A 16666-nucleotide genomic window follows, 5' to 3' on the forward strand; every position below is an offset into this window, starting at 1 on the left:
ATATAAGACGATGAGCAAAAGAACATTTCAACCGTCAAAACGTAAGAGAAGAAATAAACACGGTTTCAGAGAGCGTATGGCTTCTGTAAACGGTAGAAAAGTACTTGCTCGTAGACGAGCTAAAGGAAGAAAGAAATTGTCTGTATCTTCTGAATCAAGACATAAAAAATAATGATTAACAATTGTTAATATTTTAAAGGTGTTACTTAGGTGTAACACCTTTTTTTGTATCTAATTCATACCTATTTTTGAACGCAAAATAATTACCAACAAATGCCAAAGAACAAAGACTTAAAATCTATCTTAATAATAGGCTCTGGACCTATTATCATCGGACAAGCATGCGAATTTGACTATTCTGGATCTCAAGCCCTTAGATCGTTGAGAGAAGATGGAATTGAAACGATATTGATCAATTCCAATCCTGCCACGATTATGACTGATCCAAAAATGGCAGACCATGTTTATTTGTTACCATTAACTACCAAGTCTATTATAAAAATTCTTAAGGATCATCCTCAAATAGATGCTGTATTACCAACAATGGGAGGTCAAACAGCTTTAAACTTATGTATCGAAGCCGATGAAAAAGGAATTTGGGATGATTTTGATGTCGAAATTATTGGTGTAGATATCGATGCAATCAATATCACTGAAGATAGAGAGCAATTTAGAAATCTTATGGATAAGATAGGCGTGCCAATGGCACCTCAAGCTACGGCAACATCTTATCTAAAAGGAAAAGAAATTGCACAAGAATTTGGTTTCCCATTATGTATTAGAGCATCATTTACGCTTGGAGGCGCAGGAGCTTCGATTGTTTATAATGAAGAAGAGTTTGAAGAATCTTTAACCAGAGGTCTAGAAATTTCTCCTATCCATGAAGTGATGATCGATAAAGCGATGATGGGTTGGAAGGAGTATGAGTTAGAGCTTTTACGAGATGCAAATGATAATGTGGTTATTATTTGTACTATCGAGAATATGGATCCAATGGGAATTCATACCGGAGATTCCATAACGATAGCTCCAGCAATGACACTATCCGATACGACACTTCAGCGTATGAGAGATATGGCAATACATATGATGCGAAGTATAGGAGATTTTGCAGGAGGTTGTAACGTGCAGTTTGCGGTTAGTCCAGATGAAGAAGAAGAAATCATTGCAATTGAAATTAATCCAAGGGTTTCAAGGTCATCAGCTTTAGCAAGTAAGGCTACAGGATATCCTATCGCAAAAATAGCAGCAAAGTTAGCAATAGGGTACACTCTAGATGAGTTGGATAACCAGATTACGAAGTCAACTTCAGCGTTATTTGAGCCAACATTAGATTATGTGGTTGTTAAAATACCACGTTGGAATTTTGATAAATTCGAAGGGTCAGATAGAACGCTTGGACTTCAAATGAAAGCTGTAGGTGAAGTGATGGCAATCGGAAGATCATTCCAAGAAGCACTTCACAAAGCAACCCAATCTCTTGAAATAAAGCGTAATGGCCTAGGTGCAGATGGAAAAGGCTATAAGGATTACGACCAAATCATTGAAAAGTTAACTAAAGCAAGTTGGGATCGGGTTTTTGTAATCTATGATGCGATTCAGATGGGAATTCCTTTGAGTAGAATCCATGAGATTACTAAGATAGATATGTGGTTCTTGAGACAGTATGAGGAATTATATCAATTAGAAAAAGAAATTTCAACATATACAATAGATTCAATAGACCGAGAATTACTATTGGAAGCTAAGCAAAAAGGTTATGGAGATCGACAGATTGCACATATGCTCGGATGTTTGGAGAGTCAGGTGTATAACAAACGCGATGAATTAAAGATCAATCGAGTTTACAAACTTGTAGACACTTGTGCAGCAGAGTTTAAAGCACAAACACCATATTACTATTCAACTTTCGAGAGCGAGATAGAAACTCCAGAAGGAGAACACTATGTAGATAATGAAAGTGTAGTTACTGATAAGAAAAAGATCATCGTATTAGGCTCAGGTCCAAACCGAATTGGACAAGGAATTGAGTTTGATTATTGCTGTGTACATGGTGTTTTAGCGGCATCTGAATGTGGTTATGAAACCATTATGATCAATTGTAATCCTGAAACTGTATCCACTGATTTTGATATTGCAGATAAACTATACTTTGAGCCAGTATTCTGGGAGCATATCTATGATATAATTAGGCATGAAAAACCAGAAGGTGTTATTGTGCAATTAGGAGGGCAAACAGCACTCAAATTGGCTGAGAAGTTAGATCGTTATGGTGTTAAGATTATAGGAACCACTTATCAGTCACTAGATTTAGCTGAAGATAGAGGTGCATTTTCTACACTTCTTAAAGATAATAACATCCCTTATCCTGAATTTGACACTGCCGAAACAGCAGATGAAGCATTAGCTGTAGCTGATAAATTAAATTTCCCAATCCTTGTAAGACCATCGTATGTACTTGGTGGTCAAGGAATGAAGATTGTGATCAATAAGCAAGAGTTAGAGGAGCATGTCGTTGACTTGCTGAGAAAAATACCTAATAATAAACTATTGTTAGACCATTATTTAGATGGAGCCATAGAAGCTGAAGCAGATGCTATTTGCGATGGGGAGAATGTTTATATCATAGGGATTATGGAGCACATAGAACCATGTGGTATTCACTCAGGAGATAGTAATGCAACATTGCCACCTTTCAATTTGGGGCCATTGGTGATGCAGCAAATAGAAGATCATACTAAGAAAATTGCTCTAGCTTTAAATACGGTTGGACTTATCAATATTCAGTTTGCAATTAAGGATGATAAAGTATATATCATTGAAGCGAATCCAAGAGCTTCGAGAACTGTGCCTTTTATAGCTAAGGCTTATGGTGAACCTTACGTAAACTACGCAACTAAGGTCATGTTAGGACATAAAACGCTTTCTGACTTTGATTTTAAACCACATTTAGATGGTTATGCGATTAAGCAACCAGTGTTCTCGTTTAATAAATTCCCTAATGTGAATAAGAAACTTGGACCAGAAATGAAGAGTACAGGTGAAAGTATCTTATTTATTGATAGTTTGAAGGAGGATGAGTTCTACGATTTGTACTCTAGACGTAAGATGTATTTGAGCAAATAGGCCATTTTTTCGACGTATGGTTCGATTTTTGTACATAAAAATTGTAATTTCGTTAATAGAACTAAATTTACTATGAAGAAAAAACTACCCCTTTTACTTATATCTTGCTTAATATCAGCGATTTCTTTTGCACAGATTTCTGTTGGGCAAACTAGTGATTTTGAAGATGGTACTACCCAAGGTTGGAGACATCAAAACTCTAATCCCAATGATCCCGTAAACATTACAACAGATGGCCCTGCAGGTACAGATGACAATTATGTTCAAAATACTAGTAGCGGAGCTAATGGAGCTGGTTCTAGATTTGCTATTATAAATACTGAAGCGGATTGGCTTGGTGATTATATAGCTGCTGGAGTTGTAGCCATCTCTTTCGATGTAAGAAACCCAGGTTCTTCCGATCTCTATTTAAGAGTTGCTGCAAATGGGGTATCTTTTGGACAATGGATTAGTACAAGCAACGCTGTCGTAATTCCTGCTGGTTCTGATTGGACATCGGTTACAATTAATATTCAAGCATCTGATATGGAAAAATCTCCTGGTGGTAATCCTGCATTAACTGTTGCCGATATTCTGAGTGATGTAGATCAAATTAGAATTGTTAGTAATGATGGTAGTGACCCAACAGCTTTTAGCTCGTATTTGCACAAAGGAGATCAGGTGGCATTGGAAGGGGATTTTGATAATATTACTGCTGATGATACTTTATCTGATGAAGATTTCTTTGTACAGGATGAAGGCTTTACTATTTCGCCGAATCCAGGAAAAAATGACTTAAACATTAGTTTGCCACAGTCATTAGAAAGTGCAATGATTAACGTGTATGACGTTTTAGGTAAAAGAGTATATACAGGGCAGATCAATAGCCTTAAGCCATCTATAGATGTTTCAAACTGGAATAGTGGTGTATACTTAGTTAGAGTTTCTAATGATAATGTAACGCATACCAAACGTTTTGTGAAGCAATAAGTTTAGATAAAAATATAAAACAAGAAGCGCCTTAATTAAGGCGCTTTTTTTATTGGTCTAAAGCTTTAAAGATTTGTTCATAAGGAGATTTCGTTTCAACTTAGCTCTTGGAGCTTTTGTTCTTGAAGCCAATTCAAGATACCAATCAAATCGTCTATCGACTTGTTTCTGTAGTTGATTTAGCATTGGTTTTAAATCAGCTTCATATGTGTCTAAAAGATTAGAGAATCTACCTTCGAGTTTTAAATATTCTTGAATTTTAATGGAAGGGATTTCAGAATCTAGTTGAAAAGACCTCACTTTTCTTGGGTCATTTCTGTAAAGAATCCATTGGCCAGAGTTTACAGCAGCTTCATGATATTGTTTAGGGTTTTTCATGTCAATACCGTGAGATTTACTGTGCGTATATGCAATAATAATCGAAGGGCCATCAAAGCTCTCAGCTTCAATAAAAGCTTTTAAGGTTTGCTCTTGATTTGCACCAATAGATACAGAAGCAACATATACATTGTCATAAGTCATGGCCAATCTACCTAGATCCTTTTTTTGCTTACGCTTTTTATTGAATGCGAATTTTGCGGAAGCTCCATATGGTGTTGCTTTAGAAGCTTGCCCACCAGTATTATCATATACTTCATTGTCTAGCACTAGGATGTTTATATTTTCCCCAGAAGCTATTGCGTGATCCAAGCCTCCATAACCAATATCATAAGCCCAACCATCTCCACCAATTATCCATACGCTCTTTTTAATTAAAGCATCAACGCAGTTATATAATTGCTGGGCTTCAATACTATTTAAGGTTTTTAGCTCATTTTTTAATAGCTCAACTCGTTTGGATTGTTGTTTAATCTCTAATTCAGTAGTTTGCTTAGTATTCAAAATGTCGTGAACTAAATCAAAATCTAATTGAGATAATAATTTCTCAAGGAGCAGTCTAGCCTGCTGTTCTTGTTGATTGAGAGATAACCTATAACCAAGACCAAATTCAGCATTATCCTCAAATAGAGAATTAGACCAAGCAGGACCTTTGCCTTCGCTGTTTTTTGACCAAGGCGTTGTAGGCAAAGCACCTCCAAAAATAGAACTTGCTCCTGTAGCATTTGCTACTAATAATCGATCACCATATAATTGTGAAACAAGTTTAAGGTAAGGTGCTTCACCACAACCTTCAACACCAATTGAATATTTAAATAAAGATTCTTGCAGCTGTTGTTGGCTTACTTTTGAAACATCTATAAGTTCTCTATCTAGCTCAGGGATTATGTCAAAATAATTCCAATTATCTTTTTCTTTTTGCGCTGCTTTTGCATTAGAGACCATTACCAAAGCTTTAGCAGGGCAAGCATCTACACAATTATTGCAGCCATTGCATTGATCTGGATTGTTTTGAATCGTATAGTTTAATAAGTCAAATTCTTCAGATTCAATATGCATAAAAGTATCTGGAGCCTCTGTTATATAATCGTCTTCGTAAGCTTTTATTCTTAAAGAGCCTTGTGGACAAGCCATACTACATGCGCCACATTGCGTGCATAAATCTGGATTCCATACAGGTAGCTCTTCAGCTTTCATATTATCGTTAAAACGAGAGGTATCCGTATTATATGTGCCATCCACAGGAAATAAACTCACAGGAGTTTCATTGCCTTTATTAGTAAGTAGTTGCCACAGTAGAGAATTGTCTTTCTCTAGTAAGGTCATCGAAGTAACTTGTTCTTTATTATAACCAACTGATGTGTCTACATGATAGATATAATCTCTCAAGTCTGAAATGATATCAGAAAACACTAGATTTTTAACTATTGCGAAAAAACTAGCATATAGTTTTGGAATGTTGAGTGTGCCAACTTGATATGCTTTCTGTAACTCATCAAAATTAATAATATAGAGTTCTATTTCTTTTTCAATGATCTCATATTGTGTATTTGCAGACAATGCTTGCCAAAATGCTTTGGATGTAAGTGAAGAATTAATTAAGACTTTGCCCTTAGTCTTTATGTTTTTTAAGAAGTCATCCGTTTTAATGAAGTCTGCATTTTCGCAAGCAATTAAGTCGGCATTATTGATAAGGTAAGGTGCTTGTATTGGTTGATTGTCGATGCGTAAATGTGTAATGCTCGATGTGTTCGATTTTTTATAGTTTATTTCGGTGTAGCCTTGTACAAAGGTGTTTTCATTCGTTCCGATAAGCTGCAATGTGTTGGCAAATCCTTTTGTATTGGTATTCGATTTTTTTTGATAAAATATAGCTTGAAATGCTTTCGATTCTAAAGAAATATCGGTTTCGATGACTAGACTCAAATTAGTAACATCATCCTTAATGCCAACAGTAAAGTTATGTTTTTGTGTTTCTGACTGAAGATTATCGAATATAGCTTTAACCATAGAAGGTGTAAATTCCTTAGAAGATAAACCGTAGCGACCACCAACAATTATTGGAGTTTTTTTGAAGTTTGAACTAACAGAATTTAACGATTGCAATACATCCAAGTATAAAGGCTCACCAGTAGAACCAGGCTCTTTAGTCCTGTCTAATACTGCTATTGATTTTACTGTATTTGGTAATGCTTCTAGTAAATGTTTAGTGCTGAATGGCCTGAATAAACGAACTTTTACTAAGCCTAATTTTTCGCCTTGACCGTTTAATTGATTGATTGTTGTTTCAATAGTTTCTGTGGACGAAGCCATAGAAATAATGATGTGTTCTGCTTCTGGGTGACCTATATATTCGAAAACTTTGTATTGACGACCTGTGAGTGCTGCAAAAGCATTCATTTTGTCTTGAACAATATCTACACAAGAATTGTAAAATGTGTTTTGCGCCTCTCTGCTTTGGAAAAACACATCAGGACCTTGTGAAGTACCTCTAATTACTGGTGCGTTTGGGTTTAAAGCGCGATTCCTGTGTGCTGTAATATCTTCCTCTGAAAGTAATGATTTAATAGTTGAATCCGAAATAGTTTCAATTTTGGCAGTTTCGTGAGAGGTTCTAAAACCATCAAAAAAATGCAAAAAAGGAATTCTTGATGATAATGTAGCTGCTTGAGCTATTAGAGCAAAATCATGAGCTTCCTGTACTGATGCGCTTCCAAACATTGCATAACCCGATTGACGTACAGCCATAATATCACTATGGTCTCCAAAAACAGATAAGGCATGTGTAGCGATACTTCTTGTGGCAACATGGATAACATTTGGAGTTAATTCTCCAGCGATCTTATACATATTAGGAAGCATTAAAAGCAAACCTTGAGATGCGGTGAATGTAGATGATAGGCTTCCAGTCTGTAGGGCGCCATGCATAGTGCCTGCAACTCCAGCTTCGCTTTGCATTTCATAAGCTGTAGGAACGGTGCCAAATATATTTACTTGTTGTTTAGCACTCCATTCTTCAACCAATTCGCTCATTTCAGAAGCTGGTGTAATGGGATATATTGGAAAGACCTCGTTGGTCTTGTATGCTATTTGAGCTACAGCTTGGTTAGCAGTAAGTATGTCGTATTTTGTTTTCATTGGTGGTGTTGAATAGAAAAAGAAAATGGCCGCTCCTTGGAGCAGCCACTTTTTTGACTGGCTTACTCCTTGATTATTTCAATTGAAATAGGAGTAGGGTTAGAAATCATGTCGAATACTGGAGAGAATCTCGCAAGATTTTCTAATTGCTCTGCAGTAGCATCTGATTTTACTTTTAGCTTGAAAGTGATACCATCAAATCCTTTGCGAACTTCTGGATCTAAGCCAAGGAAGCCTTGTAGGTCACAAGACCCTTCTAGATTGGAAGACGCACTTTCTATGTCAATTCCATTAGCAGCTGCATGATATGCCATGGCACCTGTTAAGCAAGATCCTAAAGCGTGTAAAACTACTTCGGCTGGTGTAGGTGCTAAATCTTCTCCTAGTAATACATTAGGATGGTCGCATTCCATTGTGAAGGTTTCTTCACGTGTTGTGTCTTCTTGGCATACACCATAAAAACTCTTAGCGCTAGAAACACAATGTCCTCCAGTAATCCAGTTGTTCTTAGTTCTAAATTTGAACTTTCCTAATTCTGGTTGTGCTTTTACATGCTCAATAGTTTCAACTAATTGATCTACGTTTACTCCGTTTTTTACATTTGCTGTTGTAATCATTGTTTTTAAAATTTAAAAGATTGATAATTTATTTTTTTGTTTGACTTGTATAATGCTATTGCCGTGCCAAAACATATAAAATATTGATAATCAATAATTTAAATATTAATCTTATTATTTTTAGAGCAACGTAAAATCGTTTATTAACGATATTTCGTATGGTAAGTAACGATATTTCGTTGAATTTAAACAGGTCTTTCGATACCAAGTGCCTTAATACGAGAAGCTAATGTTGTGGGAGGGAGTTGAAGTAATTCGGCAGCACCATTCTTACCAGAAATTTTCCAACGGGTTTGTTTCAGAGCTTTGAGAATATTATCTCGTTCTAGCTTGGTTAACTCTTTTGAAGTTAGAATTTTTGAATTAACTTTTTCAACTAGATCCGCTGAAGTAGAATTATCGGGTATGATACTACGCCAGTTGATTTTTCCCTTTTCAGAAATAATTATGGCGCGTTCAATTAGGTTTTGTAATTCACGGACATTCCCGGGCCAAGAGTAAGACATAAGTAAACTTTTATCCGAATCTGAAAGTGAAGCAACAGGTTTATTGAATTTTTTAGAGAACTGATCAATCATTTGCTCAGCAATTAATATAACGTCTAAGCCTCTATCTTTTAAGGGAGGGACACTAATCGGAAAAACATTCAAGCGGTAATATAAATCTTCTCTAAATTTATTTTCTTGAGAATGTTTCAGAAGATCCCTATGCGTAGCAGCTATGATACGTACATCAACCTTTATGGTTTCCGAACTACCAACAGGATCAAACTCTCCTTCTTGTATAACTCGTAGTAACTTTGGTTGTAACTCTAACGGCAATTCTCCAATTTCATCTAAGAAAATTGTGCCTTTATCTGCTATTAAGAATCTACCTTTTCTATCTGCAGTAGCACCAGTAAAGGCACCCTTCTTATGCCCAAATAACTCACTCTCTATCAAATTTGCAGGTATTGCACCACAATTGATACGTATAAGAGGTTTATCACTACGGTTGCTAGCTTTATGTATAGCTCTTGAAACCAATTCTTTTCCTGTGCCAGTTTCACCAGTTATCAGCACTGTAGCATCTGTTTCGGCAACTAGGTTTATTTGCTGTAAAACTAGTTTCATGCTCTCATTTTCTGCTACAATACCGTGATCGTTAGTAAGTTCTTTTATTTCTTCAGTAAGGTATTCGGTTTGCTTTGTTAGTAAGTTAATCTTATCCAAAGCCTCGAGCCGTTCTTCGATATTTCTAAGAATTAAAGTGTAGAATATATCTTCATCAGTGCCATATCTGCTTATGGTACCCTCATTTAAAGTCTCAGCTTCATTAGAGCCAATCACTTTCACGATTTCTGGCAAGTGGTTGTTGATTTGGCTATTGTCATCAGACATTACAATACCTTCAATGATTGAAGCGCTTGCGTCATCAAAAAAGAATAAAACATTTCGTTGAGCCACATCATCATTCTCCAGTAAAGCATTTGCAGAAGGATTGGTAAGAACAATCCTGAAGTTACTATCAAACATTATAATCGCATCCATAGCGCCTTCAATAAGACCTTTCATTTTAGAACTAGCCAATTCTAATGCCTTTTTAGAAGAAGTTAAACGCTCTTGAATATCATCTAATTCACGATGTCGCTTAATTAATAATGATAAGATACCTTGTGCTAAGCCTTGATCTTTGAACATTAAATCCATGAAATGCTTATGCTCAATTTTCAGCAATTCTAAAGGCTTTGTAGCTGTAATCGAAGCAGATCTTACATCATTATCTATTAAAGCATACTCGCCAAAACAATCTCCTTCACTAAGGTGGGTATAGATATGATCCTTATCATGGACCTTTACTTCGCCTTTTACAATGGCATACATAGCATCACCAGTATCACCTTTATGAAATACAACCTCATTTCTTCTATAAGACTTCTCTTGTGCAAACTGGCTGAGATGACTTAAGGATACTTTCGATACTTCAGAAAAAAAAGTAGAATTGGATAATATTGAGATAATTTTTTCTGAAGAAATTTTTGTCATTACTCTGAATATAGTCAACCTTATCAGTGTTAAAGATAATTAATATTACCATTTTTTGAGTAGTAAGAAAGTTTTATTCAAAGACATATTGGCTATAAATCACTAAATTAGTAGACATAAAGCTATTAATCAATAATGACCAGGGAACGTCAACTTGCAGCAATTATGTTTACAGACATAGAAGGCTATACAGCCTTGATGCAGCAAGATGAAGCTAAAGCTGTAGCGATTAGAACCCGGCTTAGAACTTCTTTTGAAGCTACCACAGAAGCCTTTAACGGTAGGATTATTCAATATTTTGGTGATGGAACTTTAAGTACATTCAGGAGTGCTGTTGATGCTGTTGAGTGCGCTATTGAGCTTCAAAAAGTATTCTTAACTGAACCCAAAATTCCCGTAAGAATAGGCATTCATGTTGGTGATATTATTTATTCTGAGGAAGATATTATTGGAGATGCGGTAAATGTTGCTGCAAGAATTGAATCTTGTGCTGTGCCAGGAAGTATTCTTATTTCTGATAAAGTACATGATCAAATTAGAAACCACACTCAGATAGATGTAAAATTCCTGGATGCTTATGAATTGAAAAATGTAGAAGGCGCAATGCCTCTGTTTGCAATTTCAAATGAAGGATTAGTGATTCCTAACCCTGAGGATATAAAAGGAAAGCTTAAAACAGTTCAAACGAATAATGATAAGATAAAATCATCGAAGCGCACGATTGCCATACTAAGTATTATAACATCTGTACTACTCATAGCTCTAGTGTATTTTCAGTTTATTAATAAACCCATTGAGATTGATGATTACTCAATAGCTGTACTACCATTCGATAATTTGAGCACCGATAATGACGCAGAGATTTTTAGGGATGGCATGACGGAAGATATCTTGACTCATTTGGCTAAGATTAAAGAATTGCATGTGATTTCTAGAACTTCAGTAATGCGTTATAAGGAGACAGAAAAGTCTATCAAGGAGATTGCGAAGGAACTGGGTGTGTCCTTAATTTTAGAAGGAAGTATTAGAAAGTATGGTGATAAGGTTAGAGTGACAGCTCAGCTTATTGATGCAAAATCCGATCAACATATTTGGGCAGAAAATTATGATAGAACACTCACAGACATTTTTAATATTCAATCTGAAGTATCCAAGAAAATTGTATCGGCTTTAGAGCTTAATTTAACATCTGTAGAGGAACAAGGCTTGGCAAATATTCCTACGCAGAATGTAGAAGCCTATAAGCTGTTTCTTGAAGGTAAAAGAGAAACAGATAAGCGAACTTCTGAAAGTATAACTAAAAGCATTGACTTGTATACCAAAGCTATTGAACTAGATTCAGCATATGCTGAAGCCTATGCAGAAATTGCCCATTCAATCTATTTAGAAACCTACTATTCAGGTAGAGATTATGTTGAAGCCGCTAAAACAGCCAATACGTATTTGGATAAAGCGGAAGAGATCGATCCTAATATTTCTCGGGTTTATTCAGTTAGAGGGTTGATATATAATATTGAAGGTAAATACGATGAGGCCTTAGCTGCTTTCGAAAAAGCAATTAGTTTGTCTCCAAATGATGTCACTGCAAGAAGTCAATTTGCGACATTCTATTTCTATTCTAGGCAATATGAAAAGCAACTAGAACAGGCAGAAATTGCATACAAGTTAGACCCGCTCTCATTCCCAGTAGTCAATGGCTATTCCACAGCGCTAGCTTTTAATCATAAATATGATGAAGCTGAAAAGGTGCTAGATATTGCCGCAGGATTGAGTGATGAGAATAGCAAGTTTGTATTAAATCGATCTTATTTCAGACTGTATATGGATCAACAAAAGTACAAGGAAGCTATAGAGCCATTAGAGCAAATTGTAAATAAGCAGAATGTTTTTAATCGCTTTTTAGGGTATTGCTATGTAAAGACAGGTGATACTCTTAAAGCGCTACAAACACTCGAGGTGATTAGAAAAAACGTTAATGAGTTTGAAAGGAATCACAATCTGGCAGTAGTACATTCTGCTCTAAAAAATACGGACAGTGTGCTTTTTTATCTAGATACGATAAGAAATAAGCATACAAGAGGGTTGCAACGAGAGCACACAGAATTCTTCACATACCTAAAAGACGATCCCAGATTTATTAAATTACTAGAAGATCATAACATAAAACAAAAAAAATAAAAACTGAATTTTGTTTTAAGCTTTTTATTTGGGTTATTATCGATTATTTATTGTAAATCAGTGAGATATGGTTAAGTTTAGTTGGCTATTAATCTCAATATACTTGCAATGCTTAGAGTTGTTTCCAGTCTAAAACTTAAGGCTATAATTCGACTAACTTTATACATTCTTACTTTTCTATTTATTAATTTAAGCTTCAGTCAATCTCCAATTTTTGAGCCTTCAATGACTATTACAGCGTTAGGAGATGTATCATCACCAAGCAATGAGGAGGTCGATTTAATTATAGATGGTTCAGTGTCTACAAAATTTTTGGATTTTGAATATAATGATGGAATGGGATTTACAGTAGACTTAGGAGGATCTAAACGAATCGCTTCGTCTATTACTATTACTACTGCCAATGATGTGCCAAATAGAGATCCACAAAACTTTACGATTTATGGTTCTAATAATGGAATTGATTTTGCAGAAATAGTCACTGACGCTATTCCTTGTGTTTCAGCAAGATTTAATGAGAGAACCTTTGATTTTACAAATACTGTGGCGTATGCATATTATCGAATTAACTTTGAGACTCAGTGTGGTTCAGCAAACAGTATTCAACTTTCGGAGGTACAGTTGTATTCTACTTTGCCAACTGGTTACAGTGCTGGTCTGGTGCAATCTGGATATACAGACATTATGGGAGTCATTTTTAATGATACAGGTACTAAGATGTTTGTATGGGAAAAAAGAGGACATATATATGTATCTAACTGGGATGGTAGTGAATATGTAAAACAAGCACAGCCCATATTGGATATTTCAGATGAAGTAGGAGACTGGAGAGATTTTGGTTTTTCAAGCTTTTGTTTAGACCCTGACTTTGATACTAATGGATTGATTTACATGTTCTATATGGTAGACCGAGAACATCTGATGGATTATGGGACTCCAGATTATGATCCAAATGATAATGATTATTTCGAAGCATCAATATCGAGGGTCACTAGATACCAAGTTGATTTAGCAAGTAATCCACTTACTGTAGATTACAATTCTAGATTTGTACTTCTAGGTGAATCTGTATCTACAGGCATTCCCTTACTTCATGAATCTCATGCTGGGGGAACCATACTTTTTGGAACAGATGGAACTTTATTAATTTCAACAGGAGATAACGCTAGTTATTTAACCGAAGACACGGGTGGTGTAGGTCATACATATTATGATCAAGCTATTGATGATGGTATTCTAAGAGATGAGGAAAATGTAGGGGCTTTTAGAAGTCAAATGATTACATCCATGTGTGGAAAAGTGTTAAGAATAGATCCTATTACTGGTGATGGATTGCCTTCAAATCCACATTATAATTCCGATAATCCCAGATCCGCTGAATCTAGAATGTGGGCTATGGGACTCCGTAACCCTTTTAGAATGTCAATAGAGCCAAATAGCGGTAGTACAAATCCAGATGATGGAAACCCTGGGATTTTGCACGTATCTGATGTAGGTTGGAATGTATGGGAAGACTTACACATTTTTGATAAAGCCGGATTGAATGGAGGTTGGCCTCTATTTGAAGGCCTTACAGTAAATAATGGATACTATGATAGTAATACAACAAACCCAGACGAAGGGAATGTACTTTTTAAAGATAATTGTTTACAACCAACATCCTTTACTGATAATGCAGATCCTTCGCTAAGACGATTTGTACACGATCGTCCCGAAATTGCGTGGAGGCATGGTGGTGCGAATCATACTAGAGTGCCATGGTTCAATGGTTCAGCTCCAACCGACCCTAGAGTTGGCAGTGCTGGCGCTCCAACTACGGGAATAGAATTTAATGGTAATGCTGCTGCAGGAGGTGTTTTTATTACTGGAAATGCTCTGGGAAGTAGTATGACTGGGAAGTATTTCTTTACAGACTATACTAGGAGCTGGATTCAGGTGGCAACCTTAACAGACGGGACTCAAAACTGGGTAAGCCACATTTCTAATTTAGCACCTACGGGATTTGGATCTGGTATAGTGCATATTAATCAAAATCCACTAGATGGATTTGTGTATTATGTCAACATATTTGATGGTACAGTACACAAAATTTCCTTTGTAGGACCAGAATGGATTGAAGAACCAATGGATTTGATTGTTGAATGTGACGGTTCTTCAAATCTGGAGGCATTACTTGCAGACTGGTTGTCATTACCTGATGGTACAGTTACTTGTGGAATGCCAACAATTACTAATAACAGTGATGGAAATATCGAATGTGGTGAGACAAAAATAGTAACCTTTACATTACTTGACGAATGTGGGAATCATATCGAGAAAACGGTAAGCTTTACTGCTGATGAAACCCTTAGTACATCTAATAATACTTTAGAAGCCATTAAAATATACCCGAACCCAACTAGAGATTCATTTATGCTCTCCGGAATACAAGATAAATTAGAGCTTCGCTTATTTTCTCTTAAGGGAGAATTATTACTTATGAAGCAGGTTGAAAATAATACTAAAATACCATTACAGTTATCTTCAGGTATATACATCATTCAAATTAACAGTGACCGTGAAGTTGAAACGCGTCGAATAATTATTAAATAAAGTTGTAACATTTTTATTCAGTTGACGTCCTATAAGCATGAAACAAGTTTATAGTACATCAATGCGTGAGGATAGACAACTTTTGTTGGTAACGCATCTTTGTCAATTATTAACCTTTATAACAGGTTTTGGAGGTCTTATAGTGCCATTGGTAATATGGGCTACTCAAAAAGATAAAGTGTTAGAAATGCACGAGCATGGTAAGGCCATTATTAATTTTCAGCTTAGCTTAATTATATATACAATTATTTGCATTCCACTAATACTAGCTTTTGGTTTAGGTATTTTAGGATTAATCGTATTGGGAGTTATCTCCTTAGTATTTCCTATTGTAAATGCTGTAAAAGCAAGTCAAGGTGAATTGCCATCGTATCCCTTATCTCTTAATTTTATTAGTTAGTTAGTTTTATTCCATGTTAATGGAGGTCTTAAAAAGAGATAATACAAAAACGCTCACGTTACTACGGTGAGCGTTTTTAATTTATATGGTATTGGAAGTTTTAGTTATTAAGCATCACAGGCATTACAAGCATTGTAACTTGTTCACCTTCATCCAGACTATCTACAGGAGTAAGAATTCCTGCTCTATTTGGTAAACTCATTTCTAATTGTACATCGTCAGCATTTAAGTTACTAAGCATTTCTGTCAAGAAACGAGAGTTGAATCCTATTTGGATATCGTCACCTTGGTAGTCACAACTTAGACGTTCTTCAGCCTTATTGCTGTAATCGATATCTTCAGCAGAAATATTTAACTCAGCACCAGCAATTTTCAGTCTGATTTGATGCGTGGTTTTATTTGAGAAAATAGATACACGACGCACAGAATTAAGGAACTGTGTACGTTGTATCGTTAGCTTGTTTGGATTCTCTTTTGGAATTACAGCTTCATAGTTAGGATATTTTCCATCTATCAAACGGCAAACGAGTTCAGAATTATCAAAAGTGAACTTCGCATTAGAATCATTGTATTCAATAGTAACATTATCTTCGCTTCCAGCAAGAATACCTTTCAACAAGTTTAAAGGCTTCTTAGGCATGATAAACTCTGCTACTTGGTCAGCTTTAACATCCTCTCTAGTATACTTCACAAGTTTGTGAGCATCTGTAGCCACAAAAGTTAGGCTTTCTGTTGAAAACTGAAAGAACACACCACTCATCACTGGTCGAAGATCATCATTACCAGCAGCAAAAATAGTTTTGCTAATCGCTGTTGCTAAGATGTCTCCCATTATTGTAGTTGTACTTGGATTTTCAAGCGCTACGGCTTTAGGGAATTCATTTGAGTCAGCGTACGCAAGAGCATACTTACCATGATTAGAGCTAATCTCTACAGTATTATTATCTTCAACAACGAAAGTCAATGGTTGCTCAGGAAATGTTTTTAAAGTGTCTAGCAATAATCTAGCAGGAAGCGCAATACTTCCGTTTTCATCACTTTCTACATCAATAGAACTAGACATTGTGGTTTCTAGATCGCTTGCCGAAATGGTTAATTTTGAATTATCCAATTCAAACAAGAAATTATCTAGAATTGGTAACGTATTAGAATTATTGATAACGCCTCCCAAAACTTGTAGCTGCTTTAAAAGTTGCGTGCTCGATACAATGAATTTCATCTATTATTCTGTCTTAAAATTGTCC

Annotated in this window: 10 protein-coding genes; 6 read left to right on the plus strand and 4 right to left on the minus strand. The window is 35.8% G+C overall.

Going from position 1 to position 16666, the window contains the following annotated elements; all coding sequences use genetic code 11:
- The first annotated feature begins 10 nt into the window (after positions 1 to 10).
- The 3 genes from rpmH to NCE97_RS07335 all read left to right on the plus strand — a co-directional run bounded on the left by rpmH (position 11) and on the right by NCE97_RS07335 (position 4095).
- Positions 11 to 172: a 50S ribosomal protein L34 gene (gene rpmH, locus NCE97_RS07325; RefSeq protein ID WP_296348856.1), complete on the plus strand. Its 162-nt coding sequence runs from the start codon at positions 11 to 13 to the stop codon at positions 170 to 172.
- A gap of 101 nt (positions 173 to 273) precedes the next feature.
- Complete coding sequence (gene carB / locus NCE97_RS07330; RefSeq protein WP_353778347.1) at positions 274 to 3126, plus strand: carbamoyl-phosphate synthase large subunit; 2853 nt, start codon at positions 274 to 276, stop codon at positions 3124 to 3126.
- A gap of 72 nt (positions 3127 to 3198) precedes the next feature.
- Positions 3199 to 4095 (plus strand): T9SS type A sorting domain-containing protein, encoded by an 897-nt coding sequence (locus tag NCE97_RS07335; RefSeq protein WP_353778348.1) that lies wholly within the window; start codon positions 3199 to 3201, stop codon positions 4093 to 4095.
- Positions 4096 to 4152: 57 nt separating this feature from the next.
- On the opposite strand, the gene NCE97_RS07340 is transcribed toward NCE97_RS07335, so the two are convergent.
- From NCE97_RS07340 to NCE97_RS07350, 3 genes are all read right to left on the minus strand, one after another.
- Positions 4153 to 7611 (minus strand): 4Fe-4S binding protein, encoded by a 3459-nt coding sequence (locus NCE97_RS07340; RefSeq protein WP_353778349.1) that lies wholly within the window; start codon positions 7609 to 7611, stop codon positions 4153 to 4155.
- 62 nt (positions 7612 to 7673) lie between these two features.
- The gene (locus NCE97_RS07345) at positions 7674 to 8228 is read right to left on the minus strand and encodes an OsmC family protein (RefSeq protein ID WP_353778351.1); all 555 of its coding nucleotides are present in this window, start codon (positions 8226 to 8228) and stop codon (positions 7674 to 7676) included.
- 185 nt (positions 8229 to 8413) lie between these two features.
- Entirely contained in the window at positions 8414 to 10252 is a 1839-nt protein-coding gene (locus NCE97_RS07350) for a sigma 54-interacting transcriptional regulator (RefSeq protein ID WP_353778352.1), read from the minus strand.
- Between the two features lie 135 nt (positions 10253 to 10387).
- Here NCE97_RS07350 and NCE97_RS07355 point away from each other — a divergent pair, with 135 nt between their 5' ends.
- From NCE97_RS07355 to NCE97_RS07365, 3 genes are all read left to right on the plus strand, one after another.
- Positions 10388 to 12430, plus strand: coding sequence for a tetratricopeptide repeat protein (locus NCE97_RS07355; RefSeq protein ID WP_353778354.1), 2043 nt, complete (start codon positions 10388 to 10390; stop codon positions 12428 to 12430).
- Positions 12431 to 12655: 225 nt separating this feature from the next.
- On the plus strand, positions 12656 to 15022 hold the full coding sequence (locus tag NCE97_RS07360; RefSeq protein ID WP_353778355.1) for a PQQ-dependent sugar dehydrogenase: 2367 nt from the start codon (positions 12656 to 12658) through the stop codon (positions 15020 to 15022).
- A 61-nt stretch (positions 15023 to 15083) separates the two neighbouring features.
- On the plus strand, positions 15084 to 15422 hold the full coding sequence (locus tag NCE97_RS07365) for a DUF4870 domain-containing protein (protein ID WP_353778742.1): 339 nt from the start codon (positions 15084 to 15086) through the stop codon (positions 15420 to 15422).
- 100 nt (positions 15423 to 15522) lie between these two features.
- On the opposite strand, the gene dnaN is transcribed toward NCE97_RS07365, so the two are convergent.
- A complete protein-coding gene (dnaN, locus tag NCE97_RS07370) occupies positions 15523 to 16641 on the minus strand; it encodes a DNA polymerase III subunit beta (protein WP_353778356.1) in 1119 nt (372 codons plus the stop codon).
- Between the last annotated feature and the right edge of the window lie 25 nt (positions 16642 to 16666).

Source organism: Winogradskyella sp. 3972H.M.0a.05 (assembly GCF_040493455.1).
Taxonomy (GTDB): Bacteria; Bacteroidota; Bacteroidia; order Flavobacteriales; family Flavobacteriaceae; genus Microcosmobacter.

Bases quoted from the DNA above. Each gene is read 5' to 3' on its own strand.
- rpmH (WP_296348856.1), top strand. From the start codon at position 11: ATGAGCAAAAGAACATTTCAACCGTCAAAACGTAAGAGAAGAAATAAA.
- carB (WP_353778347.1), top strand. From the start codon at position 274: ATGCCAAAGAACAAAGACTTAAAATCTATCTTAATAATAGGCTCTGGA.
- NCE97_RS07335 (WP_353778348.1), top strand. From the start codon at position 3,199: ATGAAGAAAAAACTACCCCTTTTACTTATATCTTGCTTAATATCAGCG.
- NCE97_RS07340 (WP_353778349.1), bottom strand. From the start codon at position 7,611: ATGAAAACAAAATACGACATACTTACTGCTAACCAAGCTGTAGCTCAA.
- NCE97_RS07345 (WP_353778351.1), bottom strand. From the start codon at position 8,228: ATGATTACAACAGCAAATGTAAAAAACGGAGTAAACGTAGATCAATTA.
- NCE97_RS07350 (WP_353778352.1), bottom strand. From the start codon at position 10,252: ATGACAAAAATTTCTTCAGAAAAAATTATCTCAATATTATCCAATTCT.
- NCE97_RS07355 (WP_353778354.1), top strand. From the start codon at position 10,388: ATGACCAGGGAACGTCAACTTGCAGCAATTATGTTTACAGACATAGAA.
- NCE97_RS07360 (WP_353778355.1), top strand. From the start codon at position 12,656: ATGACTATTACAGCGTTAGGAGATGTATCATCACCAAGCAATGAGGAG.
- NCE97_RS07365 (WP_353778742.1), top strand. From the start codon at position 15,084: ATGCGTGAGGATAGACAACTTTTGTTGGTAACGCATCTTTGTCAATTA.
- dnaN (WP_353778356.1), bottom strand. From the start codon at position 16,641: ATGAAATTCATTGTATCGAGCACGCAACTTTTAAAGCAGCTACAAGTT.